Below are 26,348 nucleotides of genomic sequence, written 5' to 3' on the forward strand. Positions count from 1 at the left end.
CCTGTGGCGCGCAGCCCGGCATTATGGCGCCGGCCGCGGGTCTATTCGCCCGGCTCGCGCAGTTGCGCGAGCCGACGTTGCGCCTCGCGCAGCTGCTGGTTGATCTGGACCTTGCGGTTGAACTGCGTCTCGGCGTGCAGCCTGGCCTGCAGCCGGGCGCCGTCGCGTTCGGCCAGCCGCACGGCGGCGAGACGTGCGAGCAGGGCATCGAGCGTTTCGCCGCGGCGCCCGGCCAGCGGGACCAGGGCGCGCATCAGCGCCTGATGCAGGCCGGCGAGATCCAGCGCGACCGGCAACGGGTGGCGAGCGGCCTCGGCGGCCACCCACGTCCCCGCGATGTAGGCCCCCAGAACCTGCTTGCCGGCGGTGGCCGCACTGGCACGTTTGGGTGCCCCCACCGTGCAGGTGCCTGCATCGCCCGTCACTTCGAACAGCAACGGGGACGGGATGGCCAGATCGATGGCGCGCAGCAGCGGCTCGCTGGCGGTCGCCACGCCCGGCTTCAGGCGCAGGCGGAAGACCTGAAACTCCGGCAGGCCGCCGGGCGGCAGGTTGAGGGTGGTGGTGGCGAGCTTGCAGGCCCAGCTGATCTCCGCCAGCTCCCGGGTCACGCGCTCGCGCAGGCCGGGCGGCTTGCCGGCGCGGGCCAGCACCTCGGTCTTGCTGATGGCGCGGTCCACGCGGGTGGCGGGCGGCCAGTCGAAGACGACGGCGCTCATGCAGCCTGCGGCATCGCCTGGACCGCGAGGAAGCAGATCAGCTCGAAATCATCGAGGCCGGCGATGGCGTCGGTGAGCGCCGTCGTGGTGGGGCTGCCGAACAGGGTGTCCATGTCCTGATCGGCCTTGCGGTCGATGATGGCCTCGATGGCGCGATCGAGCAGGCGCGAATAGGCGGTCATGTCGCGGCCGTCGTCGGTGGCGCGGTTGAACAGGCGACAGGCGGGGGCGAGGGGCGCGTCGCGGCCCTTGCAGGACGCGCGTGCGATGTCGAGGATCTGCTTGACCTGGGTGTGGTCGGCCACGACGCGGCCGGCGTCGCTCACGTAGACCAGATAGTAGGGATGCAGCCGGTTGAGCTGCTGGATGTTGACCCCGTGGTTGCGGTTGCGCAGCGCGAAGATCGCGCCGGGGTGGAGGCCGCGCGGCGGATCCGCCGGCAACACCGCATGCAGGCCGGTCGGCAGGCTGCCGAGCCCGTCGCTGTGCCGCAGATGGTTGAGCAGATCCATGCGGAAGTCGTTGAGCCCAAGATCGGTGATGGACACGCCCGTGCGGACATCCTCCAGTTCGATTACTTCGTCCTGCAGGCGGCGCAGCTGTTCCTTGCGGTAGGCCACGTCGTTGTCGTTGGCGCCGTGGCGCAGCACGTTGTCGTCGGCCGTGGCCACCACGTCGGAAATGACCATGCGGTTTTCCACCCGCTCCTTGAGGTTGATGTACTCGTCCAGCGTGATGTCGGGCCAGAAGTTGATCAGCTGGATGCTGGCGTTGGGCGAGCCGATGCGGTCGATCCGGCCGAAGCGCTGGATGATGCGCACCGGGTTCCAGTGGATGTCGTAGTTGATGACGCAGTCGCAGTCCTGCAGGTTCTGGCCTTCGGAGATGCAGTCGGTGCCGATGAGTACCTCGATCTCGCCCGGCTCGTCAGGCAGGCGCTGGTCCTTCTGCTTCGCGCGGGGCGAGAACAGCGTGAGCACGCTCTGGAAGTCGTAGCCCTTGCCCAGCGTCGTGCGCGGTGCATCGGAGCCGGTGACGATGCCGGTGTGCAGCTGGTGGCGCTGCAGCAGCGGGGCGCTCAGCTGACGGTAGAGATAGTGCGCGGTATCCGCGAATGCCGTAAAGACCAGCACCTTGCGGTTGCCGGTGTTGAAGGGCGCGGCGAGCTTGACTTCGATCTGGGCCAAGAGGTGTTGCAGCTTGGCGTCATCCTCCGGGGGAACCTTGGCCATTTCGTCCAACAGGGCGCCGATCACGGCCAGATCCTGTGTCAACTCATGCTGCCAGCGCGGCAGATCCATGTCGGCGAGATCGATCCGGATCTTGCCGCCGATGCTCTGGTCGGCATCGGGCAGCTCATCGGCGTCCGGTTCGGCATTCTCCAGGGCGTCGACCAGGTCGAGGATGCCGGGGTCGCCGGCGCCCTGCAGAAAGCGCTCGATGCGCGACAAGGTCTCGGTGTGGGTGTCCTGCAGCTTCCGCAATGTCATGCGGAACGCCTCGACCGAGCTCTCCAGGCGCTTGAGCAGGTTCACCGTCATCAGCCGCTGCAGGCTCTTCTCACGGTCCGCCTGCTTGAAGGTGCCGCCGCCGCCGGCGACCTCGGTGTCGTACAACGCCTCGTACTTCTTCACCCGGCTCGGGAGCAGGTAGCTGACGGGCGCATACACCGCGAGCTTCAGCTGCGACAGCTGCTGGAAGATGGCGTTGAAGCCGATGACGTCATCGCGCGCGGTCAGCGGCGAGTGGATCGAAATCGGCTTGCGTCGCTCGGGGAAGTGACCGATGTCGGTCGTGTCGTAGAAGGTCTCGATGTGGCGACGCGACCGCGCGATGGTGACGCTGTCGAGCAGGTCGAAGAAGTCGTAGTCGAGCATCGCCAGGATCGCATCGGGCGTTCTAGCGTCTAGTGGCAGCCGCGACCAGGTGTTGAACGCGCCCTGGGCGCTATTGAAGATCTCCTGCACGCTGCGGTTCGAGCCGAGGCGGCTGCGCAGGTTTTCTTCCTTGCCTTCGTAGGCCAACGCCAGCTGGTTGCGCAGATCGTTGAAGCGGTTGTTGACCGGCGTGGCCGACAGCATCAGCACCTTGGTCTTGACGCCCTGGCGGATGACCCGGTGCATCAGCTTCTGGTAGCGGGTTTCCCGGTCCTTGAACGCATCGTTGTTGCGGAAGTTGTGCGACTCGTCGATGACGACAAGGTCGTAGTTGCCCCAGTTGATGCGATCCAGCGGCATGCCCAGGGATTCGCCGCGATCGCGCTGCAGATCGGTGTGACACAGCACGTCGTAGCTGAAGCGGTCGGCGACGAATGGATTGGTCCTGAGATTCCGGTTGAAGGTGATCCAGTTGTCCGCCAGCTTCTTGGGACACAGCACCAGCACCGATTTGTTGCGCAGCTCGTAGTACTTGATCACTGCCAGTGCGGTGAAGGTCTTGCCCAGGCCAACGCTGTCGGCAAGGATGCAGCCGTTGTAGGTCTCCAGCTTGTTGATGATTCCTGTCGCGGCATCGCGCTGGAAGTTGAACAGCTTGTTCCAGACCAAGGTGTCCTGATAGCCCGTACGGTCGTTCGGCAGAACGTCCTCGCTCAGGTCTTCGAGGAACTCGCTGAAGATGTTGTAGAGCAGGAAGAAGTAGATCCGTTCTGGGGAATTCTCCCGATACACCGATGCGATATGGTCGTGCAGGCGTTCGCTGACGTCCTCCACGCGACTGTCGTCGTGCCAGATGCGGTCGAACAACTCCAGGAATTGCTGCGTGTGCGGCGCTTCGTTGAAACGAGTGACGTAGTTGGAGACCGCATCGCCCGGCTGGTATCCGAGATCGACCGCCGTGAAGCCGTGGAGTGGCTGGTAGACGGCATGTTCTTCCGCAGTGCGCAGGCAGGCGAACTGCTGCATGGGCGCCGCACCCCGGTTGGACCTGAACTTGGCTTTGCGTCGCATCCAATCGGCGCACTCGCGCGCAACCGCGCGTTGCGTGAGCTTGTTCTTGAGCCGGATCTCGAACTCGCTTCCGAAGAAGCTGCGTTCCCGCTCGCCGTTCGGAATATGAAATTCGCGGCGTTGCTTGGTCACCTTGTCGGTCGCCTGCTCCAATACGAACGCGGAGGACGTGAAGATGAACTCGAGGCTCTCGATCTTCTCAAGCTCGTCGCGCAAGGCTTCGAAGGCGTAGATGGAGAAGGTGGAGGCCGCGATCTTGAGCTGACCGCCTGGCCTGATCGATCGTTTGAAGTCATCGCCAAGCCGATGGTTGATGTTGTCGATGAGTTCCAAGCGTGCCCTCCCTTGCTGCGTCGTCGAAGCATAGCCTGCGCGTCGAGCTTGTCGGCGAGGTACGGGCGAAGCGCGACGCCGTCTATTCCCATCCCGTAGGGCCGGCGCTTAGTGCGAGCGTGTACGTGTCACCAGCGGGAAACACTGACGTAGCACCGCGAGGTCTGTATACTCCCCCCGAGTATATAGGCCGGACTCATGCCGCATTCCGCCGAAGAGAAGAAGCGTGTTCTTGCCCGCGTGCGCCGCATGCGCGGGCAGCTGGATGCGCTTGAGCGCGCGCTCGAGGCTGGCGCCGACTGCGGCCCGGTGCTGCAGCAGCTCGCCGCCCTGCGCGGCGCGGTCAACGGGGTGATGTCGGGGGTGCTCGAAAGCCATCTGCGCGAGGAACTCGGTCAGCCCGCCGACTCGCCCGAACAGCGCCGCGCCAGCGTCGACGATGCCGTCGCGCTGGTGCGGACCTATCTGAAATAGGACGTCCAGGAGTTGCCCATGTCCACAAGCATCAAATCACGTGCCGCCGTCGCGTTCGCCGCAGGCGAACCGTTGAAGATCGTCGAGATCGACGTCGCCCCGCCCAAGGCCGGTGAGGTGCTGGTGCGGATCACCCACACCGGCGTCTGCCACACCGATGCGTTCACGCTGTCGGGTGAGGATCCCGAAGGGCTGTTCCCGGCCGTGCTCGGCCACGAAGGCGCCGGCATCGTGGTGGAGGTGGGCGAGGGCGTGACCTCGGTGCAGCCGGGCGACCACGTGATTCCGCTCTACACCGCCGAATGCCGCGAGTGCCTGTTCTGCAAGTCGGGCAAGACCAACCTGTGCGTGGCCGTGCGCGCCACCCAGGGCAAGGGCGTGATGCCCGACGGCACGTCGCGCTTCTCCTACAACGGTCAGCCGATCTACCACTACATGGGCTGCTCGACCTTCAGTGAGTACACCGTGGTCGCGGAAGTCTCGCTGGCGAAGATCAATCCGGATGCCAACCCCGAGCATGTCTGCCTGCTCGGCTGCGGCGTGACCACCGGCATCGGCGCCGTGCACAACACCGCCAAGGTGCAGGAGGGCGACAGCGTCGCCGTGTTCGGCCTGGGCGGGATCGGCCTCGCGGTGATCCAGGGCGCACGCCAGGCCAAGGCCGGCCGCATCATCGCGGTCGACACCAACCCGTCGAAGTTCGAACTCGCCAGGGAATTCGGCGCGACCGACTGCATCAACCCGAAGGATTTCGACACGCCGATCCAGCAGGTCATCGTCGAGATGACCACCTGGGGCGTCGACCATTCGTTCGAGTGCATCGGCAACGTCAACGTGATGCGCGCCGCGCTCGAATGCGCGCACCGCGGCTGGGGCCAGAGCGTGATCATCGGCGTCGCCGGCGCCGGTCAGGAAATCAGCACGCGTCCGTTCCAGCTGGTGACGGGCCGCAAATGGCTCGGCACGGCGTTCGGTGGAGTGAAGGGCCGTACGCAGTTGCCCGGTATGGTGGAGGACGCGATGAAGGGCGACATCGAACTGGCACCGTTCGTGACCCACACGATGGGGCTGGATGCGATCAACGAGGCCTTCGACCTGATGCACGAAGGCAAGTCGATCCGTTCCGTGGTGCAGTACTGAGTGGGCGCGCTCACCGATCAGGCGGCGCTGGCCGCCGCCCTCGCCGACACGCCGTCCGAACAGGAGGCGCGCGACGCCATCGCGCGCCTGGACGATGCGGACCTCCACCAGATCGATCAGGCGATCCTGGCCGCGCTCGACCGCAGCTGGAAGCCGGCGGGCCTGATCACCACCGGCCTGGTACTTGCCGCGCCGGATGCGCACGAGGACCTGCCCGAGCTGGTCTACGCACTGCGCATCCACGCGCTTGCCGCGAGCTCGCGCATCGAGACACGGGGCGACCCGCGCGTGCTCCGCACCTTCGAGATCCGCCTTCCGACCGCACGGGACGACGATTGACATGACGCTGCAACGCATCGAACACCGCGCCTGCTTCGGCGGCTGGCAGGACGTCTACGAACACGCCTCCGACACCCTCGGCTGCACGATGCGCGTCGCGGTCTATCTGCCGCCGCAGGCCGCGCACGGCCGGCTGCCGGTGCTGTACTGGCTCTCCGGACTGACCTGCAACGAGCAGAACTTCATCACCAAGGCCGGCGCGCAGCGCTATGCCGCCGAGCACGGGGTGATCGTGGTCGCGCCCGATACCAGCCCGCGCGGCGATGACGTGGCCGATGCGGACGGGTACGACCTCGGCAAGGGCGCGGGCTTCTACGTCGACGCCGTGCAGGCGCCGTGGTCGGCGCACTACCGCATGTACGACTACGTGGTGCACGAGCTGCCCGCGCTGATCGAAGGCGGATTGCCGGCGAGCGGCGCGCGCGCGATCAGCGGCCATTCGATGGGGGGGCACGGCGCACTGGTCATCGCGTTGCGCAATCCCGGCCGCTATCGCAGTGTTTCGGCGTTCTCGCCGATCGTCGCGCCGAGCCGGGTGCCCTGGGGCGCGAAGGCGTTCGGCGCTTACCTGGGCGACGACCGCGCGGCGTGGCGCGCCTACGACGCGACCGCTCTGGTGGAAACGGCGACCGAACGCCTGCCGCTGCTGGTGGACCAGGGTGATGCCGACGAATTCCTCGACGACCAGCTCAGGCCGCAGCTGCTGCAGGCCGCGTGCGAGGCCGTGGGACATCCGTTGACCCTGCGCCTGCAACCGGGCTACGACCACAGCTATTACTTTATCGCGAGCTTCATCGGCGAGCACATCGCCCACCACGCCGCCGCCCTGCACGCCTGAGCGGCCGGCGTCTGGCGGAGGGGCGGAGGGGCGGAGGTGCTTCCTCCGGTGCGGATCCCGCATCGACGGTGGCCGCGGCGACGGGACCAGCCGCCGTGCGATCGCCCGGGCCGCGCCGCCGGCGTAGGCTTGACGGTCATCGTTCCGGAGAAGGCCCATGTCCACGTCCTCCAGCCGCCCGCTGCGTCGCCTGCGTGTGGTCGGTGTGCTCGCCCTGATCTGGAACCTGATCGGCGTCGCCGCCTTCGTCATGCAGCTGGCCCTTCCGGCGGAGGCCCTGCAGGCCATGCCGCCGGAGCGGCGCGCGATCTACGAGGCCACACCGGCCTGGCTGTACCTGTTCTACGCGCTGGCGACCTTCGGCGGTGCGCTGGGTGCGGCGGCACTGCTGCTGCGCCGGCGCTGGGCGGCGCCGGTGTTCGCGATCGCGCTGGCCGCGCTGCTGCTGCAGATCGTCGCCGGCTACGCGACCACGCCGGCCTGGGCGATCGGCGGCCTTGCGAGTCTGGGCTTTCCGGTGCTGCTGGTGGGCGTGGCCGCCGCATTGCTGGTGTTCGCCCAGCGCATGGCCGCCCGCGGAGTGCTGCGCTGACGCTCAGCCCCCCGCGCTGAAGGCGGTGCAGGCGAAGCGGCTGTCGCGCAGCGCGGTGTCGCCGCGCAGCAGCGCCAGCGGCTCGGCGAACATCGGGCCGGCGTGGACGCAGGTATGGAACTCGCCGCGCTCGCCGCAGGGGTCCACATGCGCAGGCAGGGCCTCGAGCAGCGCGGCATCGAAGTCGCGTCCGGAGAAATCCGCATCGAGCTGCGTGGTGTCGACGCAGCACAGCGAGGCGCGTAGGCCGGCGGCCTGCATCTCGCGCGCCAGCCCGGTCGTGTGCCGGCCGAACAGTGGAAAGCACGCCTGCCAGCCGAGCCGCGCGCACAGGGCCTCGCGCCATGCGCGGATATCGGCGAGAAAGAGATCGCCGAACGCGATCATCGTCAGCTCCGGCCAACGCGCCCGGGCGGTGGCCAGGGCCTGTGCGAACGCGGCTTCGTAGGCGGGGTTGCCGGCGCCCGCCGCGATGCGCGACTCGATGAGCGGCAGGCCGGTGGCACGCGCCTGCGCCCGCAGCACATCGACATGGACCCCCTGCATCGCCGCTTCGTCGCGCCCGGCCGTCACCGTGGTCATCAAACCGACGACCTCGACGTCGGCCCGGGCGCGCAGCGTCTGCAGCGCCCAGGCCGCGTCCTTGCCGCCGCTCCAGGCCAGCAGCGCGCGTGCCCGGGGCATCGGAGACTCAGGCGGCGCGGACGTCGCGCAGTTCCCAGGCGCTGCCGGCGAGCAGCTGCAGCCGGTGCTTGAGCACCGTGCTGGAGATGGTGGTGTCGACCACCAGGTCGATGCCGAGATCCCGCGCGGTGCCCGTCACCTGGGCCGCGGGGTCGACCACGCCGAGCGCGGGATCGACGTCGTCCGGCTCCGGCTGTGCATCGCGCCAGCGCACGAACAGCGACTCGCCGCGCAGCGCATCGCCGATTTCCGAGGCGATTCCGTCGGGCCCCTGCGAGCGCAGGGCATGCGTGCCCGACGCGCGGGCCTTGTCGGTGTTGGGGATCCGGATCAGGTAACGGGTACTCATGCGCAGGCCGTGGAGACGTGGGAAGCCCGCAGCCTAGCAATCCGTCACGTTAGAAATCCGTCATTCGGGCGTGCGCACCCTGCGCGGCATGCGCACGCGGCGGCACGATTCCTCGCCTCCCGCGGCCGATGCCGCGCCGGCCTCACGCGAACGCGTGCGGCGGCGCCGCGAAGCCGACCGTCAGCGAGCCGGCGCCCACGTTGACCATGCCGGTCAGGCTCATCACCGTCTCGAACCGCTCCACGTGGTGCTCGTCGCAGGCCGATGCCAGCGCCGCGTACCCGGGCAGCGCATGCAACTGGTCGAGCTCGCCGCCGTAGCTCAGACACAGCGTGGGCGTGAGCAGGCCCGCGCGCACGCGCTGCGCGGCGAAGGCGAACAGTTTCTCCGCTGCCGGCTCGAATCCGCGGATCTTGCCCACCGGGCCGGTGTCGCCACGGTGGCAGTGCAGGATCGGCTTGATGTCGAGCGCGCCGCCGATCAATGCGGCGAGGAGGCTCACGCTTTTGTCGCCGCGGTGCTTGATGCGGGCGCGCAGGTAGCCGAGGTCGCGCGGCACCATGTAGGCGTAGCTGCGCTCGGCCAGGAATTCCAGCCGGCTGCGGATGTCGGGCGCCGAGGCGCCGGCCTCGCGCAGCCGCACCGCCTCGACCGGCAGGATCCCCTGACCGGCGAACACCTGTTGCGAGTCCACGATGCGCAGCGCGAACGGCGTGGTGTGCCCGGCCTGCATGCGGATCGGCCGGTACTCGTTGAGCACCGCGAAACTGGCGTGGGTGGCGTTGTCGTGGATCTGGCTGCGATGACGGGTGATCGTCATGCAGAAGACGTAGTCGTAGTCGACCACCAGCTGCTCGAGGAACAGGGCCTTGATGCGATCGGAGGGATACGCGGCCGTCTCCGCGGTGTGCCCGCGCTCGGTGACGTGGGCCTCGACGAAATCCAGCGTGGCGCGTTCGTCGCGCAGGTCGACGAAACTGGTTTCGCCGATGCGCACCGTCACCGGCAACAGGTGGACGTTGTGCGCGTCCAGCCACGCCGGTGGCAGGTCGCAGGCCGAGTCGACGACGATCCCGATTCGCATGGGCCCTCCCGGGGCGTGGCTGCGGAGCCCCGGCGCAGGCCTGTTCCGGCGTGTCGGCGGGGCGCGCGGCAGGCCCGCGCGCGGGTGCACTGTACGCGATCCGTGACGCCCGTCTCCATACGCCCCGACGCGGCGGGTCAGGCGCCGCTCAGTGGGTACGGGCGCGGTGACGCGCACCCGCGCGCTGCGCGGCCAGGAAGGCGCGCATCGAGGCCGGCTTGACCGGCTTGGTGAGCACGCGATAGCCGCGGATCCGCGCCGCCTGCTTGAGCGCATCGCTGCCGTCGGCGGTGAGCAGCGCCCCGGGCACCTCGGGCGCCATGCCGCGCAGCATGTCCAGCGTGTCGAGGCCGTCGTGGCGGTCGTGCAGGTGGTAGTCCACCAGCAGCACGTCGGGCACCTCGTCCATGCGTTCGATCGCTTCGTCGATGGTCTTGGCGCACAGCGGCTCGACGCCCCAGCGGCGCAGCAGCGCACGCATGCCGGCGAGGATGTCGTCGTCGTTGTCCACGCACAGCACGCGCAAGCCGCGCAGGGATTCGTCGTGCAGCGGCGCCGCGGGCGCGGCCACCGGCAGGATCGCGCGCGTGCTGCGCGGCACGGTGATCGAGAACATGCTGCCCTGGCCGACGTGCGAGCGGGCGTCGAGGCTGTGCCCGAGCAGGCGCGAGATGCGCTGGCAGATCGACAGGCCCAGGCCCAGGCCGCGGCCGTCCCAGTCGAAGGTCTGCTCGTAGCGGTGGAACTCGTCGTAGATCTGGCTCATGTGGTGCTCGGGAATGCCCGGGCCGGTATCCCAGACCTGCAACGCGATGGTGTCGCCGCGCCGCCGCGCGGCCAGCACGATGCGCCCGCTGCGGGTGTAGCGCAGCGCGTTGGCGAGGAAGTTCTGCAGCACCCGGCGGAGCAGCCGCCGGTCGCTGCGCACCGGGGTGGGCGGGGCGTGCAGGCGGATCTCGAGCTTGCGTGCCTGGGCCATCGGCGCGTACTGGCCGGCCAGCTGGCGCAGCAGTTCGGCGGCGTCGAAATCGGTGATCTCGGGCTTCAGCGCCCCGGCGTCCAGACGCGAGACGTCGAGCAGGCCGTCGAGCAGCTCCTCGGCCGCGCGCAGCGAGGTGTCGATGCGTTCGGCGTAATGTTTCTGGTCGGCGATGTCCTGGCTCTCGCGCAGCGCCGAGGTGAACAGCCGCGCGGCGTTGAGCGGCTGCAGCACGTCGTGGCTCACCGCGGTGAGAAAGCGCGAGCGCGATTCCTGCGCGACCTCGGCCTCGCGGGTGCGGTCCGTGACACGCTGCTCGAGGGTCTCGTTGATCTCGCGCAGTTCGCGTTCGGCCCGCTTGTAGTCGGTGACGTCGCTGTAACTGGTGGCGTAGCCGCCGCCGGGCAGCGGCTGGCCGCGCAGCTCGATCACCTGGCCGTTGCCCAGCACGCGCTCGGACACGTGCGGTGAGCCGGCGCGCATGTAGGCGATGCGCTTGTCGATCTCGCTGTCGATGTCGATCGCGTCCAGCGGGCCCAGTTCGCCCCGCTCGGCGTTGTAGCGGATCAGGTCGGCGACCGGGCGGCCCACGTAGAGCATGTTGTCCGGATAGCCGAACAGGCGCTGGTAGCCGCGGTTCCAGGCGACCAGGCGCATCGTCCGGTCGACCACGCTCACCCCGTGGTCGATGTTCTCCAGCGTCGAGGACAGCACTTCGCGGTTGAAGCGCAGCTCCTGGCCGGCCTCGTCGAGCATCGCCACGACCTCGTCGACCTCCATGCCCGAGCCCTTGAGCGCGCTGGTCATCAGCAGGCGCGCCGACGAAGCCCCGACCGCGGCCGCCAGCTGGCGTTCGGTGTACTGCAGCCAGGTGCGGTCGGCCGCGGCATTGAGTACCAGCGGCCGTTCGAGCGTGGCGGCGTAGTCGTCGAAGGCCCGGCGTGCCGTGCGGTCGCCGACGATGCGTCCGGTCAGCGTGAGCAGGTCGCCGATGCTGACGTTGCCGTTCCAGTCCTCGGAGGCGTAGGTGCGGCGCTCGGCATAGGGATCCAGGAACGGGGCCGCGCGCAGACGCTCGTCCAGCGTGGGCCGCCAGCGCGCCGACACCACCAGCAGCGCGCCCACGTTGAACAGCAGCGACCAGAACGTGCCGTGGGTCAGCGGGTCCCAGCCGCCAAGGCCGAACAGGGCACGCGGCCGAAGCCAGCCGATGCCCAGTGGCCCGTCGACGATCCACGCCGGGTCGAGCAGGCCGGCCTCGGTGAGCTTGGGCAGCAGCAGGGTGTAGCCCCAGACGCAGAAGCCGATCAGCAATCCCGTCTCCACACCGCGCCGGCTGGCGCCGCGCCAGTACAGGCCGCCGATCAGCGCCGGTGCGAACTGCGCCACCGCGACGAAGGCCATCAGCCCGAATGCGGCCAGCGTGGTCTCGTTGCCGCTGGTGCGGTAGTAGACGTAGGCCAGTGCGGCCAGGCCGATGATCGCCCCGCGACGCACCCACAGCACCGTCGAGGCGACGTTGCCGCCGTGGCGCTCGGCATAGCCGCGGCGCAGCAGCAGCGGCATCACCAGGTCGTTGCTGATCATCGTCGCCAGTGCCACCGAGGACACGATGACCATGCCGGTCGCCGCCGAGAAGCCGCCGATGTAGGCGAAGAGGGCGAGCAGGTTGGCGTCGTCGGCCATCGGCAACGCGAGCACGAAACTGTCCGGCGCCACCGGGCCCTCGCGGCCGAACAGCGCCACGCCGGCGCTGGCGATCGGCAGCACCATCAGGCAGATGATCACCAGATACCCGCCGAACAGCCAGCGCGCGCGGCGGATGTCGCGCACGTCGCCGCATTCCACGACCGCCACATGGAACTGCCGCGGCAGGCAGATGATCGCCGCGAACGCGAGCAGGCACTGCACCGCGAAACTCGACGGCGGCGCATGCATCACCAGCGTGCGCGTGGCCTCGAGCAGCGGCATCTCGCGCGCACCGAGCCAGACGATGGCGAACACGCCGACCGCCACCAGGGCCACCAGCTTCACCAGCGACTCCAGCGCCACCGCCAGCATCATGCCCGGGCGGTGTTCGGTGGCATCGACCGTGCGCGTGCCGAACAGGATCGCGAACAGGGCCATCAACGCGGCGACGTAGAACGCCGGATCGCCGAACGGGGTGACCGGATTGTCCGGCCCGCCGAGCACGCCCAGGCTGATCGCCACCGCCTTGTACTGCAGGGCCAGATACGGCACTGCGGCCACCAGGGCGATCAGCGCGACCATGGCCGCGAGCCGCTGCGAGCGGCCGTAGCGCGAGGCGATGAAGTCGGCGATCGAGACCGTGTTCTGCGACTGCGCGATCAGCGCGAGCCGCTCGAGGATGCGCCAGCCGAACAGCAGCAGCAGCAACGGGCCGAGGTAGATCGGCAGATAGCCCACGCCCTGGCGCACCGCGGTGCCGACGGCGCCGTAGAACGTCCACGACGAGCAGTACACCGCCAGCGCCAGGCTGTAGACCGCCGAGCGCAGCCAGGGCCGGTCGGCGTGGAGCATCCGCCGGTCGCCGTACCAGGCCACGCCGAACAACAGCGCGGCATAGCCCAGCGACACCAGCAGCAGAACCCAGCCCGGCAGCATGCCGTCTCCCGCGTTGCGAATCGGCGCAGTGTACGTGCCGCGCGACGCGCCGGGCGCCGGCTCAGCCGGCCGCCATGCTCCGGTCCTTGCCTTCGCGCTTGGCGTTGTACATCGCCAGGTCCGCGCGCTTGAGCAGCGCCTCGAACGATTCCCGCGGTCGGCGCAGGGCGACGCCCGCGCTGAAGGTCATCGAGATCCGCGCCTCGTCGTAGGCCACGGGCCGATGCGCCAGCACGGTGCGCAGGCGGGCCAGCGCCGCGATCGCGTGCGGCAGGGTCGTGGCCGGCATCAGGATCACGAACTCCTCGCCGCCGAAACGACCGACGACGTCGCTGTCGCGCAGGGTCAGCCGGGCGACGTCGGCGAAGTGGCGCAGCGCGGCATCGCCGCCGAGGTGGCCGTGGATCGCGTTGAGCCGGCGGAAATCGTCGAGATCGGCCAGCGCCATGCACAGCGGGCGGTCGTCGCGCGCGCGCGCGGCCTCGCGCTCGAAGGCCTCGTCGAAGCCGCGCCGGTTGAGACATCCGGTGAGTTCGTCCTCCCGCGCCAGCCCCGCGGCGTCGCTGAGCTTTTCCTCCAGCTGGGAGATCCGCCGTTCGCTCTCCTCGAGCTCGCGGCGAGCAGCGATGAGGTCGTCGCGCGCGCTGATCGCCCGCGCCTGGATCCGGCCGGTATCGTCGAGCACCGCATCGAGCACGCCGTTGAACTCGGCGATGCTGCGCGCCTCGCGGATGCGGCTGGCGTGGCCGGCCAGCCGGTCCTGGAACTCGCCGGTGTGCGCGGCCATGCCGTCCAGGCGTTCGACGAAGGTCCCGAGCATGCCGCGCATCGCGGTTCGCGATTCGTCGATGCCCTTCTTCAGCATCGCCTGGCGGTAGAGCACCTGGCGCAGTCCGTTGCGGGCTTCCTCGACGGTGGTCTTGTCCAGCGGTCCGGCCAGCAGCGCCCGGATCTGGGTGATCTGGCCGTGCAGCCAGCTCTTGTTCTCGAGCAGTTCGCTCACGTTCTCGAGCAGCAGATCGAACAGGCTGATCAGCAGCGTGATCTGTTCCTCGGTGTCCTGGGTGTGCACGCCGACGCGGTGGCACAGGTCGGTCAGCCGGCGACCGAGGGGATCGAGGTCCTGGCCCGGCGCCCAGTTGCGGAAGCCCGACGCCAGGGCGAACGCCTCGTCGGAAAGCGCGGGATCGTTGCGCAGCAGGGCCGCCAGCGCCGCGCCGAGCGTGTGCCGCAGCAGGTCGCGCAGGCGTTCGGTGTCGGCACTGCCGGGCGCCGGCGTGTCCAGCTCGACGTGGCGTACGTACTTGTCGATGAGCTGGCGCATCGCGCGGCCGTAGGACAGCCAGTCGCCGGACCGGGTCGCCGCCTGCAGGTAGCGGCCGAGATCGCCGAGCTCGTCGTGCAGGCCGGCCATGCCGTCGGCGAAGGCCGTCAGCAGCCGCTTGGGCTCGTCGACGCCGGCGAACAGGGTGACCAGGGCCTCGGATCCGATGGCCGCCGAGCGGCCGCGCGCCGGCCCGCGCGGGGCGCGCTCGGCGTTGGCTTTCGGGTCGGCGGACTTGGGCATGGCGTTCACGGGGATGGGACGGCGACGCGCACGCGCGGCTCCGGTCCGGGAAGGGACGTCATGCTATCGGCCGGGCGGCGCAGGGCTTGAGCGGGACCGCCCGACGCCCGGACCCGCCGCCACACGCGCCGTGCGCCTCAGTACTTCGGCACGGCGCCGTCCACGCTGTCGCTCCAGGCGTCGATGCCACCGGCGACGTTGTAAACCTGGGTGAAGCCCTGGTTGCGGAAATGCTCGGCGGCCTGCTGGCTGCGTCCGCCGCGATGGCACAGGAACGCCAGCGGGGTGTCCTTGGGCAGCTGCTGCAGGCGCGCGATGCCGTCGCCGTCGATCACCTCGAACGGACGGCCTACCTGCGCCGTCGCGCGCTCGTCCGGCGGACGCACGTCGACCAGGGTCAGGCTGCCCGCCGCCACGCGCGCATCGGCGTCGGCCGGGCTGATGTCCTGCACCGGCTTGGGCGCATTGGGGTTGTCGATCACCAGCCCGCGACCCCGGATGTCGTCGGCGAAGTCGATCGTCATGCCGTCGGCGCGGCGTGCGGCGGCCAGGTCGAACTGCACGTCGATCCCGTCGGCGGTGGCGATGATCGCACCGGGGTTACGCGGCGCCAGCTGCAGGCGGGTGCGGAAGTTGCGGTCGATGTCGACCTGCAGCACGTAGTCGCCGCCGGCATCCGCCACCGCCTTGGCCACCATTTCGCGCGCGGCCGGCGTGATCGTGACCGCCGGCGGGGTGCGGTCCGGTGGTGCCACCCCGAACAGGCCGTGCAGCTCGCCGCTGCCCACCATCTGCTCGATGATGTCGCTGCCGCCGACCAGCTCGCCGTCGACGTAGAGCTGGGGAATGGTCGGCCAGTCGCCATAGGCCTTGATGCCCTCGCGGATCTCGCCGTCCTCGAGCACGTTGATGTGCGCGTAGTCCACCCCCACGGCCTCCATCGCGGCGACCGCCTTGGCCGAAAAACCGCACTGGGGGGCCAGTGGCGAGCCCTTCATGAACAGCACGGCGCGGTTGCCCTGGAGCAGGGTCTCGATGCGGGTGCGGAGGGCGGGGTCGAGGGCCATGGCGGTGTTTCCGGTCAGCGTGGAAGGCCGACATGGTAGCGCGGGGGGCGTTTGCAAGCCTCTGGCGTGACGGGCTGCCGGGATGTGGAGACGTCGTGTCCGAGCCCGGATTCTCTGGACACGGCTGCCATTCCCCCGAATGCGGAGTTCTGCGCGTTCGAGCGCCGGACCTGACGGCGCCGGGCCGACCCGCCGTCCGGCTCGCGAAGCGCACAACGGCCTTCGGAGGACGACGTTCGGACGCGCGCCGCGAAGGCGTCGGACGCGGCCGATCGAAGGCCGATGGCGCAGGCGCGACAGCGAGGACGCGCGCGAAGCGGTGGCATCATGCGCGCCATGTCGTCGCATCGTCCGCCCCGCCGTCCGCATCTCTGGCTGCCGCTGCTGGTCGCGTCGCAACTCGTGATCGCACTGCTGTGGTGGCGGCTGGGCTGGCAGGTCGGGCTGCCGGTGCTGCTGGCCAGCCACGCGCTGTGCCTGTGGGGCGTGCTTGCGCCCTCGTCGCGACTCTATGGTCCGGTGCTGACCCGGCTGCCCGGGGACGGCGTGTGGTTGACCATCGACGACGGGCCGTCCGACGACACGCGCGCCGTGCTGGATCTGCTCGATGCGCATGCGGCCCGCGCGACGTTCTTCCTGGTCGGTGCGCGTGCCGAGGCGCGGCCGGCGCTGGTGCGCGAGATCGTCGCGCGTGGGCACGACATCGGCAATCACAGTCACACCCATCCGCAGGCGAGGTTCTGGGCGCTGGGTCCGGCGCGCATGCGCCGCGAGATCGAGGCCTGCCAGGCCGCGCTGACCCGGATCACCGGGCGCGCGCCGGTCTGGTTCCGCTCCGTGGTCGGCCATACCAATCCCTTCGTGCACGCGCCGCTGCGCGATGCGCGGCTGGCACGCGTCGGCTGGAGCGCGCGCGGCTTCGATGCGGTGGAGGCCGACGTGGCCCGGGTGGTGGCCCGCATCGACGCCGCGCTCGAACCCGGTGCGATCGTGTTGCTGCACGAGGGCGCGCGGCACGGCCGCAATCCCGAGATGATCGCCGGCGTGCTCGACCGCCTGCGGCAGAAGCGTCTGCGCGCGGTCGTGCCCAGCGTCGACGAAGGGCCCTGACCCGACGCGTGCGCCGGCCCAGCCGGCGCGTCCGCATCGCCGCGCCCGGAGATGTGGGCCGCCGCGCCGTCACCCGCGCCTCGCAGGCAGGCCCGGGTGCCCCCGCTCGATCGCACTGGCAGACGAAGCTATGCGCACGAGGTTCACCCGCAGCGCAGCGCCGGGGACGCCATGCGTGACCGGGACGCGCACGTCCTGAGCCTGCCGGCGCATCGGCGCGGTGCGCAGGCCCTCCGGGGCGGCGGACCGCGGCGCGAGGACCGACGATGCACGATCGCCGCGCGCAGGCGGGTACGCAGCAGCACCCGGAGCGCGGCGGGCGTCATGCAGCCGAGCGAGACCGCGCGCAGACCGCATTGCGGACAGGGCGACGCGTCAGCATGCCCGGCGCCTCGCGTCGCAGCGCCGCGACCATGGACCGGATGCGCCGCAGGTCAGACCGTGCGCAGATGCGCCAGCACGGCCTGCACGTCGTCGGCCTCAAGCAGCAGTTCGGCCAGCGCGTGCTGGCCGGTCGCCGCCGCGCTGGCGGCGAGTGCCGCGGCGCACAGGGTTTCGCTCCAGTCGGGCGTGGCCACGAGGCCCGCGAGCAACGGCAGCCGGGCCAGCGCGGTGACGTAACCATCGATCAGCGCATCGGGAATATCGGCATCGTGCAGCGCGCGGCCGAGTTCGATGCTGGCCGGCAGCACGAAGTGGCTGGGCGTCGCCAGTTCGGGCGCCTCGGCCAGCGCGGCGACGATGTGCGGCACGGCGGCGAACGAGGCGCTGTAGACCTCGCCCTGGTGGCACAGCGCCGACCACAGCGAATACCAGGGCTCGCTCTGCCAGCTCTCCTCGCGTGCCCCGTCGAGCTGGGCCAGCAGCGCCGGGATGCCACGCGCGCTGCCCTGGGCGCAGCGCAGCGAGGTCCAGGCCGGATCGTCGAGGGCCAGCATCGGTGCATCCGGCAGGCCGTCGCGCGCGGTCATCCGCGTTCGCCCACGATCAGCCAGTTGTTGAAGGGCGTGTCGCCGTAGAGCGGGCGGATCGTGGTGGCCAGGCCCGCGCCTTCGAGCTGCGCGCGCAGGCCGTCGGCGGTGGGATAGCACTTCGCGCGCTCCTGCATCCAGCCGGCCAGGTTGGCGATGCGGTCGGTGATGCGCGTGGTCCGGCTGCGCGTCGACGTATCGGCCAGGCCGCTGCGGATCACCAGCCGCGCGCCCGGCTCCAGCATCGCGATCACCTGGTCCAGCAGCGCGCGCTGGCGCTCCGGCGCGAGATATTGCAGCACGTCGAGTATCGCGACGCTGCCGTGGTGTGCGGGCAGGCCGGCACCGAGGTCGAGCACGTCGAAGCGCACGTCGGCCAGGCCCGTGCGTGCGGCCACCTCGCGCCCGCGGCGGATCTTGGCGGCGTCGATGTCGACGCCGTAGTACGGCAGCGCCAGACCGTCGGCGCGCAACGCGTGCGCCAGCAACCCGAGGCCGCAGCCCAGATCGAGTACCGGTGCGCGGGTGGGGCGCAGTGCCTGCAGCACGCCCGGATACAGCGGATCGGTGCGCAGCTTGGTCAGCGTGTAGTAGTAGTCGTAGCGGTTGCCGAGCACGTGCCTGGGCAGAAACGCGCGCGCGATGTGGCGGGCGTCCTCGCGCGGCAGCGGGCGGGTGGAGGGCGTGGTGGCGTCGTGTGCGGTCGCGGTCATGCCCTCGACAATAAGCCGCGCGCGACCGGCAATGCCAGTCGCGCCCACTCGGCGTGCAGCGCCGCCGACGGATGCAGGCCGTCGTCGGCGAGCATCCCGGGCTCGCCCCCGCGGGCGCGGCTAAGCGGCGCGATGTCGACGAAGGCGACGTTCTGCGCGGCGCAGATCGCCTGCGCGGCGGCGTTGTACGCGTCGAGCTCGCGGCCGATCGCAGCCACGTCGCGCCCCGATTGCATTCCGAACGGGGTGACGCCCCAGTCGGGGATCGCCAGCACGAATACCCGCCCCGGATCACCGCCGGCGAACCCCGTCGCCCGTCCGAGCAGCGCGGCGAACGCGTGGACGTAGGCGGTGACGTCGCGGCCGCGGTACTGGTCGTTGACGCCGATCAGCAGGCTCACCAGGTCGAAGGGGCCGCGCGGCGCGGCCGCGTCGATGCCGGCATCGAGTTCGTCGGTGGTCCAGCCGGTCGTGGCGATGATCTGCGGTGGATCGATCGCGAGGCCATCGCGGCGCAGGGCGGCGGCCAGGGAGACCGGCCAGCGTTCCTCCGCGGCGAGCCCTTCGCCGATGGTGTAGCTGTCGCCCAGTGCGAGATACCGCGCGGGCTTCATCCGGCGCGTGCCTGCCGGCCCGCCAGCGGCACCACCTTGCGCCCCTCGCCGAGGCGGCGGTCGAGCACGCGTTCGATGCGCGCGAACACGTCGCGCAGTTGCGCCGGTTCCGGCAGCAGCGTGACCCGGAAGTGGTTGCGGTAGGGCACGTTGAAGCTGTTGCCCGGCACCACCAGCACGCCCTCGCTGTCCATCAGGTCGAGCGCGAACGCGTGGTCGTCGAAGCCGGGTGCCAGCGCGCCCTCGATCCCGGGGAACGCATACAGCGCACCCGCAGGGGCCACCAGACTGAGGTGGCGGCTGGCCGCGCAGGCCTCGATGACCGCACGCCGCGCCTCGTACAGGCGCCCGCCCGGCCGGCACAGCGGGGTGATCGTATCGGCGCCGGTCAGCGCGGCTTCGATCGCGAACTGTCCGGGCACGTTCGCGCACAGGCGCAGGGCGCCGAGGAGGTCCATCGCATTGCGGAATCCGCGGCTGCGCGGCTCGTCGCCGGAGAGCACCGCCCAGCCCACGCGCCAGCCGCAGGCGCGGTGCACCTTCGACAGCCCGCCGAACGACACGCACGGGACCTCGCCGGCGATCGGCGCGATCGGCTCGAACACCGCGTCGTCGTAGGTGATGCCGTCGTAGATCTCGTCGCACAGCAGGAGCAGCCCGTGCCTGGCGGCGACCGCGACGATCCGCTCGAGCAGTGCCCGCGGGTACACCGCGCCGGTGGGATTGTTCGGGTTGATCAGCACGATCGCGCGCGTGCGCGGCGAGACCAGTGCCTCCAGCGCATCGGGATCCGGCAGGAAGCCGTTCTCCGCCTTGCACTGGTAGAACACCGGGCGGCCGTCATTGAGGATCGTCGCGGCCGACCACAGCGGATAGTCGGGCGAGGGCACCAGCACTTCGTCGCCGGGATTGAGCAGCGCGCGCAGCGCGATGTCGATCAGTTCGCTCACGCCGTTGCCGACGAACACCCGCTCGGGCGACACCGAGGCGCTGCCGCGGGCCACGTGATGCGCGGCGATCGCCTCGCGCGCGACCGGCAGGCCCTGCTGGTGGGTGTAGGGATCGGTGGCGTGGATGTGGTCGGCGATCGCCCGCTGCAGATGCTCGGGAGCGCGAAAGCCGAAGGCGCCGGGATTGCCGATGTTGAGCTTGATCAGGGAGCGGCCCTGGGCCTCGAGGTCGCGCGCCCGTCGTGCCAGCTCGCCGCGGATCTCGTAGCGGACCTCGGTCAGGCGTTCGCGGGTGTTCAGGGGGGCGGACATGGCGGCACTTCGACACGGAATCCGCCGGATGCTAGCGGAAAAACCGCGGCCGGACGCGGCCGGCGGGCGACCGCGCGGCGGACACGTGCCCACGGCGCGCAGCGGCCGGGCGGCGTGCCCCGTAGAATCCGCCGCATGCGCACCTGCCGATCCTCCGTGTGACCTCCGCCGACACCGCGCTGCGCGCGATCGGCTGGCCGTTCGACGCGGCGCCTTCCGGGTCCTGGGCCGAGCTCATGGCGGCGCATCCGGCGGCGCAGCCCCGGCGGGTGGTCGAGCAGCACCGGTCCGGCTATCTGGTGGCCGGCGCACCCGGCGAGGCGGTGGCCGTGGAATCGCTGCCGGACTGGCTGCGACGCAGCGGCTACCGCAAGGGCACGATCGCGCCGGAAGACCGCGCCGCGGTCGGCGACTGGGTCCTGGTCGAAGACGGCAAGCGCATCGTCGCGATGTTGCCGCGGCGCAGCGCGATCAAGCGGGCGGCGGCGGGCGAGCATTACAAGCAGCAGCTGATCGCCGCCAACATCGACACCGTGCTCGTGGTCTGCGGGCTCGACTCCGATTTCAACCCGCGTCGCATCGAGCGCTATCTGCTGCTGGTGCAGGGCGGCGGCACTCCGGTCGTGGTGCTGACCAAGGCCGACCACGCCGGCGCGGATGCCGGGGCCGCGCGCACCGCGCTGGGCGAGGTTGCCGCGCTGGGCGTCGCGGTGCTCGCGGTCAACGCGCGCGACCCGGCGAGTGTGGCCGCGCTGCATCCCTGGCTCGGCACCGGCACCACCGCGGTGCTGGTGGGCAGCTCGGGTGCGGGCAAGTCCACGCTCACCAATACGCTGCTCGGGATCGAGCGCATGCGCACGGCGGCGGTGCGCGACACCGACGACCGCGGCCGCCACACCACCACCCATCGCGCCCTGATCCCGCTGCCCGCAGGCGCCTGCCTCATCGACACCCCGGGCATGCGCGAGCTCAAGCCCACCGGCGAGGAAGACCTGGCCGAAGGCGGCTTCGCCGACATCGAAGCGCTGGCCGCCGACTGCCGCTTCCGCGACTGCCGGCACGAACAGGAGCCGGGCTGCGCGGTGCGCGCCGCGATCGAGGCCGGCACCACCTCGCCGCAGCGCGTGGCCAACTACCTCAAGTTGCGCGAGGAACGCGACGCCGCCACCGCCCGCCGCGCGGACCGCCTGGCCACCCGCGACAGCGCCACGCGCAGCAGCCGTCCGGTGCCGCGCCATCCCGACGGACGTCCCGGCCGCCGCTGAGCTTCGGCCTGGCGTCACGGCCTGCACCCCGCGCGATGTGTCGTCCGCGCCGACGCGCACTGCCGGGTCGCAGCTGGAGCCTGCAGGCAGGATCGACTAGCGTGGGGCATCGCACTGGAGCGCCGATGCCCGGGATCGACATCGACATCGCCCATCACGCCGCACTGGACGCGCGCATGGTCGCGGCCGTACGCGGCCTGCGCGTGCTGACGCTGGCGAGCTGGTCGCCGCGGGTGCAACGCGAGTTCCTCGAGGCGCATGCCGCCGGGCGCCGGGCGCTGCCGGAGGTCGCGTATCCGGCGCTCGACTTCGGCGACACCCGGCGCGCGCTGACCGGCATCGCCGCGGAGGCCGATCCGCAGCATCCCCTGGGCGCCTACCTCGTGGAGTGCGCGCGCAGCTGGGAGACGGCCGCGCAGCTGCTCGAGGGGCTGGGCACGCCGGCCGCCGGCGGGCACGCCATCGCGCTCTACGGGCGTCCGGATGCGCCGGTGCCCGGCGCGGCGCTCACCACCTGCGACGCGGCGCGGCATTTCATCGGCATCGCCGACGAGCTCGATCCCGGCCTGCTGGTCGAGCCCGCGGTGGATGCCGCCACGCTCCAGGGCCAGCTGCAGGGCGATCTCGATGCGTTCTTCGGCGCGCGCGTGGTGGCCGTCGAACTCGATCCGGACATGATCGCCAAGGCCGCGGCGGGCGCCTATCGCCTGCGGCTGCGCGCCGACGCGCACTATTCGGTCCACGACCGCGGCCAGCTGCTGCAGCACGAGGCCTTCGTCCATTCGCTCACCGCGCTCAACGGTCGCGAGCAGCCCGTGCTGCCCAGCCTGGCCATGGCCTCGCCGCGCACCACCTGCACCCAGGAGGGGCTCGCGGTGCTGGCCGAGCAGCTCACCGGCCACATCGACATCGGCCGCATGAAACGGGTCAGCCTGCGCACCGAGGCGGTGGCACGCGCGCTCGACGGTGCGGATTTCCTCGAGGTGTTCGACGGCTTCATCGATGCCGGACAGACCGCCGCCGAGAGCTTCGCCTCGGCGCAGCGCATCTTCCGCGGCGTGCCGCTGACCGGCGGCCACGCTTTCACCAAGGACGCGGTGTACCTGCGCGGGCTGATCGACGTGCACACCTTCTTCCGCCAGGCACTCGCCGCGCGCGCGCTGTCGCGCTGCCGGCAGCTGTTCGCCGGCAAGATGACCCTCGCCGACGTGGTGCGCTTCGCGCCGCTGTTCGACGCCGGGGTGATCGCGCCGCCGCGCTGGCTGCCGCCGTGGCTGGCGCACGCCGGCGGCCTGGCGGGCATGCTCGCGTTCTCGCTGTTCGCCAACCGCATCCGTCTCGACCGCTTGTAGCGGCGGTCAGAGCGCGAACGGCGGCGTGGCGGCGGTTGAATGCAGGACGCGCACGCTGGCGCCCAAGGCGCCGGGATCCGCGCCGGCGAGCAGGGCCTGCAGGCGCTGGCGATCGGGGGCGGGCCCGGGCGCGAGACCGACCCAGGCGTCGCGACCCGCCGCCTTCGCGGTGTACAGGCAGCGGTCGGCCAGCGCGGTGGTCTGCTGCCAGTCGCCCAGCGCCGGCCATGCCGCGGAGAACGGCCAGGGCGCGAATCCGATCGAGCAGCTGATGGACACCGTGCCGCCGTGCGGCAGGGTCATCGGCGTCCGGGCGATCGTCGCGCGGACGCGTTCGGCCAGGCGCGCCGCCGAATCGGCGTCTGCCAGGCGCGTGACCAGCACGAATTCCTCGCCGCCCCAGCGCACCAGCAGGTCGTCCTCGCGGCACAGCTCGCGCAGCCGCTGCGCGAACTGCACCAGCACCTCGTCGCCCGCCTGGTGGCCGTGCCCGTCGTTGATGCGCTTGAAGGCGTCGATGTCGAGCATGAAGAAGTAGAGCGTCTCGCGGCCCGCCCCGCCTTGCGCTCGGCCGGACACGCGGGCCGATTCCCGCTCCAGCCAGTCCTGCAGCTCGCGGCGGTTGGCCACGTGGGTCAGCGGATCGAGCCGGTTCGCGGCGTCGAGCTGCCGGTTGCTCTGCTGGAGTTGCGCATTGGCCTGCTCCAGCTGCAGCGTGCGCTCGGCGACCGTGCGGTTGAGCAGGTCGACCTGGTCGCGTTCACGACGCATGTCGCGTCGCACGCGGCGCACCGCCAGCGCCACGGCGGCCAGCGCCAGCAGGGCGTACGCCGCGTAGGCCAGCGGGTGGCGCCACGGCGGCGGCTGCATGTCGATCGTCAGCGTGCGCGACGGGCCGAATTCCCCGTCGCGCCCCGCGGCCTGGACCTCCAGCAGATAGCGCCCCGCCGGCAGATGGTTGAGCGAGATCTCGCTGTGCGCCTGGTGCGGATACAGCCAGCCCGCGTGCAGGCCGTCGACCCGGTAGCGCACCTGCGCTGCGGCCGGCGCCAGGAAATCGATCGCGGTCATGCCGATCGTGAACACGCTGTCCTCGCTGCCGAGAGTGATCGCCGGCGCGTAGACGATATCGGTCTCGGCCGCGAGCCGGGCGTCGGCATCGCTCTGCCGGCTGAGCAGCTGCAGCGCGGTCAGCACCGGACGCGCCGGCGCGCTGCGCCGGGGCAGCTGCAGCGGGGCGATCGCATCCAGCCCCTGGGTGCCGCCGAAATACAGCAGACCGTTGGGATCGGCGAAGGCCGCGCCGCTGTTGTATTCCTGGTTGCGCAGGCCGTCGCGGCGGCCGATGTTCTGCACCAGACGGCTGGCCGGGTCGTAGACGCTCAGGCCCAGATTGGTGCTCACCCACAGCCGGCCCACGGGGTCGGCGAGGATCCGGTAGACCACGTTGTTCACCAGGCCCTCGCGCTGGGCGAGCGCGGTCGATTCGCCGCTTGCGCGGTCGATCCGGTACAGGCCCGCGCCGAACGAGCCGACCCAGATCGCGTCGGCGTCCACATGCAGTGCCCAGAGCGAGCGGTACAGCCCGGCGCCGCCCGGTTCGATCCGGGCCAGGCCGTCCCCCCCGAGTCGCCACAGCCCGCGGGTGTTGGTGGTCACCAGCAGGCTGCCGTCGAGATCCTTGAGCAGGCCGGTCACCATGTCGCCCTGCAGCGCGGCGAGCCGCGCATCCGCGACGACGTGGCCGTGCTGCAGCCGGACCAGGCCGCTGCGCGTGCCCACCCACAGCGTGTCGCCGTCCCTCAGCAGCGCGTCGATGCGCGGATCGGCCAGGCCGTCGATCTGCCGCGCCCGGCCGTCGTCGTCCATCCGGTACAGGCCCGACTGCGTACCGAGCCACCAGCCGCCGTCGGCGGCCGGTACCACGGCACGTACCGAGACGCCGTCGAGTCCGGGCACCCGATGCCAGGCGGGCCGCGCGCGGGTACGCCGCTGCAGGCCGCTGTCGGTGCCGATCAGCATGTCGCCGTCGCGCCGCCAGACCGCGCGCACGCTGTGGCTGGGCCAGTCGACCATCAGGCCGGTGCCGGCGGCGTCGGCACGGATCACCGCCGCCAGCGGTCGCACCCGGTACAGGCCCGAGGTGTAGGTGCCGATCCACCACGCACCGGCGGCGTTCTGATGGAAGCGGGTGATCGCGCTGCGCGGGGGCTGGTCGAAGCGCAGGCGCTGCGGCCGCGCCGCGCCTGGCGCCAGAGCGGCCACGCTGCCGTCGACGAAGCCCACCAGCACGCGTCCGTCATGCAGCCGGATCATCGCGGTCGGGTCCAGGCGCGAGCCGACGACAGCGTCCAGCGACCAGTGGCCCAGGACGCGGCCGGTGACGTCCATCCGGTGCAGGCCGGTATCGGCGACCACCCACAGGCCTTCCGGCCCCTCCTGCACGGCGACGCAGCGCTGCGCCTCGCGCAGGCGCGTCAGCGGCGCCAGCGTCGAGCGGTCCGCGGTCCACAGCCCGCAGGCCGCATCCAACGCCACCGCCCGCCCCAGCGCATCCGACCACACCAGGCCCACTACCTCGGCCGTGGCACCGAGCCCACGCACGCGGGCGATGTCGGCGTCGACATGGTCCACGCCGGCCTCGGTGCCGAGCCACGCGCCGCCCCCGGGATCGAGCAGCACCTGGGTCACCCGCACATGCGACAGTCCGTCGGCGACGTCGAGTCGGTGGCGGGTCCACGTGGGCAGATGCACGACCTCGAGGCCGGCGTCATTGGTGCCCAGCCACAGCCGCGTCCGCGCGGGCTCGAAGGCCAGGCTGTCGACGCTGCTGCTGGCGAGTCCGGCATCGGCCGCGGTGGGCGAGGGATCGTGCCGGTAGGTGCGGAAGCGATGGCCGTCGAAGCGGTTCAGGCCGTCCTGCGTGGCCACCCACAGGAACCCCTGATCGTCCCCGCTCATGGCCGACACCGTGAGCTGGGACAGCCCCTCGTCCAGCCCGTACATCTCCAGACTCAGGCGTGGCGCGTCCATTCCGGCGGTCTGCGCAGTCGCCCCCATTGCGCTGCAGCCCAGGGCCAGCGCCGCACATGCGCGCAGAGCCAGCTCGCGCGCGGACGCACGCGGTCGCCCCGGCCCGGCATGCGGACTGTCCTGCTCCACGTCGTTGCCCCTCTGCTTCCCCATCCCAGTGTGCATGCCAGAACCATGCCGGTGCGAGCAGGCCGTACGGAACCCGCGGGCATGCAGGGGATGCCCGTCGTCGTGACTGCATGTCGTCGGAGCGATCCCGCAGGTGCGGCGCCGCGCGATCGCGCGTGCCC

21 protein-coding genes are annotated in these 26,348 nt (G+C 70.9%); 8 read left to right on the top strand and 13 right to left on the bottom strand.

The window, feature by feature from the left end; translation table 11 throughout:
- Positions 1-41: 41 nt before the first annotated feature.
- Together H0E82_RS01920 and H0E82_RS01925 are read right to left on the bottom strand one after the other, a co-directional pair.
- Entirely contained in the window at positions 42-719 is a 678-nt protein-coding gene (locus H0E82_RS01920; RefSeq protein WP_180543279.1) for a DUF4391 domain-containing protein, read from the bottom strand.
- The gene (locus tag H0E82_RS01925; protein WP_180543280.1) at positions 716-4,000 is read right to left on the bottom strand and encodes a helicase-related protein; all 3,285 of its coding nucleotides are present in this window, start codon (positions 3,998-4,000) and stop codon (positions 716-718) included. Before H0E82_RS01925 ends, H0E82_RS01920 begins: the two co-directional genes overlap by 4 nt.
- Positions 4,001-4,198: 198 nt before the next feature.
- Between H0E82_RS01925 and frmR the strand changes: the two genes are divergently transcribed.
- From frmR to H0E82_RS01950, 5 genes are all read left to right on the top strand, one after another.
- A complete protein-coding gene (frmR, locus tag H0E82_RS01930; protein WP_180543281.1) occupies positions 4,199-4,474 on the top strand; it encodes a formaldehyde-responsive transcriptional repressor FrmR in 276 nt (91 codons plus the stop codon).
- Positions 4,475-4,504: 30 nt separating this feature from the next.
- The gene (locus tag H0E82_RS01935; protein WP_180543353.1) at positions 4,505-5,614 is read left to right on the top strand and encodes an S-(hydroxymethyl)glutathione dehydrogenase/class III alcohol dehydrogenase; all 1,110 of its coding nucleotides are present in this window, start codon (positions 4,505-4,507) and stop codon (positions 5,612-5,614) included.
- Positions 5,615-5,953 (top strand): hypothetical protein, encoded by a 339-nt coding sequence (locus H0E82_RS01940; protein ID WP_180543282.1) that lies wholly within the window; start codon positions 5,615-5,617, stop codon positions 5,951-5,953.
- 7 nt (positions 5,954-5,960) lie between these two features.
- On the top strand, positions 5,961-6,791 hold the full coding sequence (fghA, locus tag H0E82_RS01945) for an S-formylglutathione hydrolase (RefSeq protein ID WP_180543354.1): 831 nt from the start codon (positions 5,961-5,963) through the stop codon (positions 6,789-6,791).
- A 157-nt stretch (positions 6,792-6,948) separates the two neighbouring features.
- Positions 6,949-7,383 (top strand): sugar transporter, encoded by a 435-nt coding sequence (locus tag H0E82_RS01950; protein ID WP_180543283.1) that lies wholly within the window; start codon positions 6,949-6,951, stop codon positions 7,381-7,383.
- A 3-nt stretch (positions 7,384-7,386) separates the two neighbouring features.
- On the opposite strand, the gene H0E82_RS01955 is transcribed toward H0E82_RS01950, so the two are convergent.
- The 6 genes from H0E82_RS01955 to grxD all read right to left on the bottom strand — a co-directional run bounded on the left by H0E82_RS01955 (position 7,387) and on the right by grxD (position 15,738).
- The gene (locus tag H0E82_RS01955; protein WP_180543284.1) at positions 7,387-8,067 is read right to left on the bottom strand and encodes a Dph6-related ATP pyrophosphatase; all 681 of its coding nucleotides are present in this window, start codon (positions 8,065-8,067) and stop codon (positions 7,387-7,389) included.
- A 7-nt stretch (positions 8,068-8,074) separates the two neighbouring features.
- Positions 8,075-8,416: a hypothetical protein gene (locus H0E82_RS01960; protein WP_180543285.1), complete on the bottom strand. Its 342-nt coding sequence runs from the start codon at positions 8,414-8,416 to the stop codon at positions 8,075-8,077.
- Between the two features lie 142 nt (positions 8,417-8,558).
- The gene (locus tag H0E82_RS01965) at positions 8,559-9,500 is read right to left on the bottom strand and encodes a DegV family protein (protein WP_180543286.1); all 942 of its coding nucleotides are present in this window, start codon (positions 9,498-9,500) and stop codon (positions 8,559-8,561) included.
- Between the two features lie 148 nt (positions 9,501-9,648).
- On the bottom strand, positions 9,649-13,104 hold the full coding sequence (locus H0E82_RS01970) for a hybrid sensor histidine kinase/response regulator (RefSeq protein ID WP_180543287.1): 3,456 nt from the start codon (positions 13,102-13,104) through the stop codon (positions 9,649-9,651).
- Between the two features lie 61 nt (positions 13,105-13,165).
- Complete coding sequence (locus tag H0E82_RS01975; protein WP_180543288.1) at positions 13,166-14,671, bottom strand: GGDEF domain-containing protein; 1,506 nt, start codon at positions 14,669-14,671, stop codon at positions 13,166-13,168.
- Positions 14,672-14,808: 137 nt separating this feature from the next.
- A complete protein-coding gene (gene grxD / locus H0E82_RS01980; protein ID WP_180543289.1) occupies positions 14,809-15,738 on the bottom strand; it encodes a Grx4 family monothiol glutaredoxin in 930 nt (309 codons plus the stop codon).
- 336 nt (positions 15,739-16,074) lie between these two features.
- Here grxD and H0E82_RS01985 point away from each other — a divergent pair, with 336 nt between their 5' ends.
- Positions 16,075-16,848: a polysaccharide deacetylase family protein gene (locus H0E82_RS01985; protein WP_425600300.1), complete on the top strand. Its 774-nt coding sequence runs from the start codon at positions 16,075-16,077 to the stop codon at positions 16,846-16,848.
- Between the two features lie 434 nt (positions 16,849-17,282).
- On the opposite strand, the gene H0E82_RS01990 is transcribed toward H0E82_RS01985, so the two are convergent.
- The 4 genes from H0E82_RS01990 to H0E82_RS02005 are packed head-to-tail and all read right to left on the bottom strand — an operon-like array spanning position 17,283 to position 20,408.
- A complete protein-coding gene (locus H0E82_RS01990) occupies positions 17,283-17,819 on the bottom strand; it encodes a hypothetical protein (protein ID WP_180543291.1) in 537 nt (178 codons plus the stop codon).
- Positions 17,816-18,487: a methyltransferase domain-containing protein gene (locus H0E82_RS01995; RefSeq protein WP_425600303.1), complete on the bottom strand. Its 672-nt coding sequence runs from the start codon at positions 18,485-18,487 to the stop codon at positions 17,816-17,818. Before H0E82_RS01995 ends, H0E82_RS01990 begins: the two co-directional genes overlap by 4 nt.
- Before the next feature lie 41 nt (positions 18,488-18,528).
- Complete coding sequence (locus H0E82_RS02000) at positions 18,529-19,146, bottom strand: SGNH/GDSL hydrolase family protein (protein WP_180543293.1); 618 nt, start codon at positions 19,144-19,146, stop codon at positions 18,529-18,531.
- On the bottom strand, positions 19,143-20,408 hold the full coding sequence (locus H0E82_RS02005) for an aminotransferase class I/II-fold pyridoxal phosphate-dependent enzyme (protein WP_180543294.1): 1,266 nt from the start codon (positions 20,406-20,408) through the stop codon (positions 19,143-19,145). Before H0E82_RS02005 ends, H0E82_RS02000 begins: the two co-directional genes overlap by 4 nt.
- A 158-nt stretch (positions 20,409-20,566) precedes the next feature.
- Here H0E82_RS02005 and rsgA point away from each other — a divergent pair, with 158 nt between their 5' ends.
- Complete coding sequence (gene rsgA, locus H0E82_RS02010; protein WP_328796930.1) at positions 20,567-21,673, top strand: ribosome small subunit-dependent GTPase A; 1,107 nt, start codon at positions 20,567-20,569, stop codon at positions 21,671-21,673.
- A gap of 125 nt (positions 21,674-21,798) precedes the next feature.
- The gene (locus H0E82_RS02015; RefSeq protein ID WP_180543295.1) at positions 21,799-23,025 is read left to right on the top strand and encodes a peptidase MATCAP family protein; all 1,227 of its coding nucleotides are present in this window, start codon (positions 21,799-21,801) and stop codon (positions 23,023-23,025) included.
- Positions 23,026-23,031: 6 nt separating this feature from the next.
- Here H0E82_RS02015 and H0E82_RS02020 read toward each other — a convergent pair whose 3' ends face one another.
- Positions 23,032-26,211, bottom strand: a complete 3,180-nt coding sequence (locus H0E82_RS02020; RefSeq protein WP_180543296.1) for a ligand-binding sensor domain-containing diguanylate cyclase — start codon at positions 26,209-26,211, stop codon at positions 23,032-23,034.
- Between the last annotated feature and the right edge of the window lie 137 nt (positions 26,212-26,348).

The organism is Luteimonas deserti (assembly GCF_013425765.1).
Lineage (GTDB): Bacteria > Pseudomonadota > Gammaproteobacteria > Xanthomonadales > Xanthomonadaceae > Luteimonas > Luteimonas deserti.

Bases quoted from the DNA above. Each gene is read 5' to 3' on its own strand.
- H0E82_RS01985 (WP_425600300.1), top strand. From the start codon at position 16,075: ATGTCGTCGCATCGTCCGCCCCGCCGTCCGCATCTCTGGCTGCCGCTG.
- H0E82_RS01970 (WP_180543287.1), bottom strand. From the start codon at position 13,104: ATGCTGCCGGGCTGGGTTCTGCTGCTGGTGTCGCTGGGCTATGCCGCG.
- H0E82_RS01955 (WP_180543284.1), bottom strand. From the start codon at position 8,067: ATGCCCCGGGCACGCGCGCTGCTGGCCTGGAGCGGCGGCAAGGACGCG.
- H0E82_RS02000 (WP_180543293.1), bottom strand. From the start codon at position 19,146: ATGAAGCCCGCGCGGTATCTCGCACTGGGCGACAGCTACACCATCGGC.
- frmR (WP_180543281.1), top strand. From the start codon at position 4,199: ATGCCGCATTCCGCCGAAGAGAAGAAGCGTGTTCTTGCCCGCGTGCGC.
- H0E82_RS01965 (WP_180543286.1), bottom strand. From the start codon at position 9,500: ATGCGAATCGGGATCGTCGTCGACTCGGCCTGCGACCTGCCACCGGCG.
- grxD (WP_180543289.1), bottom strand. From the start codon at position 15,738: ATGGCCCTCGACCCCGCCCTCCGCACCCGCATCGAGACCCTGCTCCAG.
- H0E82_RS01960 (WP_180543285.1), bottom strand. From the start codon at position 8,416: ATGAGTACCCGTTACCTGATCCGGATCCCCAACACCGACAAGGCCCGC.
- H0E82_RS01990 (WP_180543291.1), bottom strand. From the start codon at position 17,819: ATGACCGCGCGCGACGGCCTGCCGGATGCACCGATGCTGGCCCTCGAC.
- H0E82_RS01975 (WP_180543288.1), bottom strand. From the start codon at position 14,671: ATGCCCAAGTCCGCCGACCCGAAAGCCAACGCCGAGCGCGCCCCGCGC.
- H0E82_RS02020 (WP_180543296.1), bottom strand. From the start codon at position 26,211: ATGGGGAAGCAGAGGGGCAACGACGTGGAGCAGGACAGTCCGCATGCC.
- H0E82_RS02015 (WP_180543295.1), top strand. From the start codon at position 21,799: ATGCCCGGGATCGACATCGACATCGCCCATCACGCCGCACTGGACGCG.
- H0E82_RS01920 (WP_180543279.1), bottom strand. From the start codon at position 719: ATGAGCGCCGTCGTCTTCGACTGGCCGCCCGCCACCCGCGTGGACCGC.
- H0E82_RS02005 (WP_180543294.1), bottom strand. From the start codon at position 20,408: ATGTCCGCCCCCCTGAACACCCGCGAACGCCTGACCGAGGTCCGCTAC.
- H0E82_RS01950 (WP_180543283.1), top strand. From the start codon at position 6,949: ATGTCCACGTCCTCCAGCCGCCCGCTGCGTCGCCTGCGTGTGGTCGGT.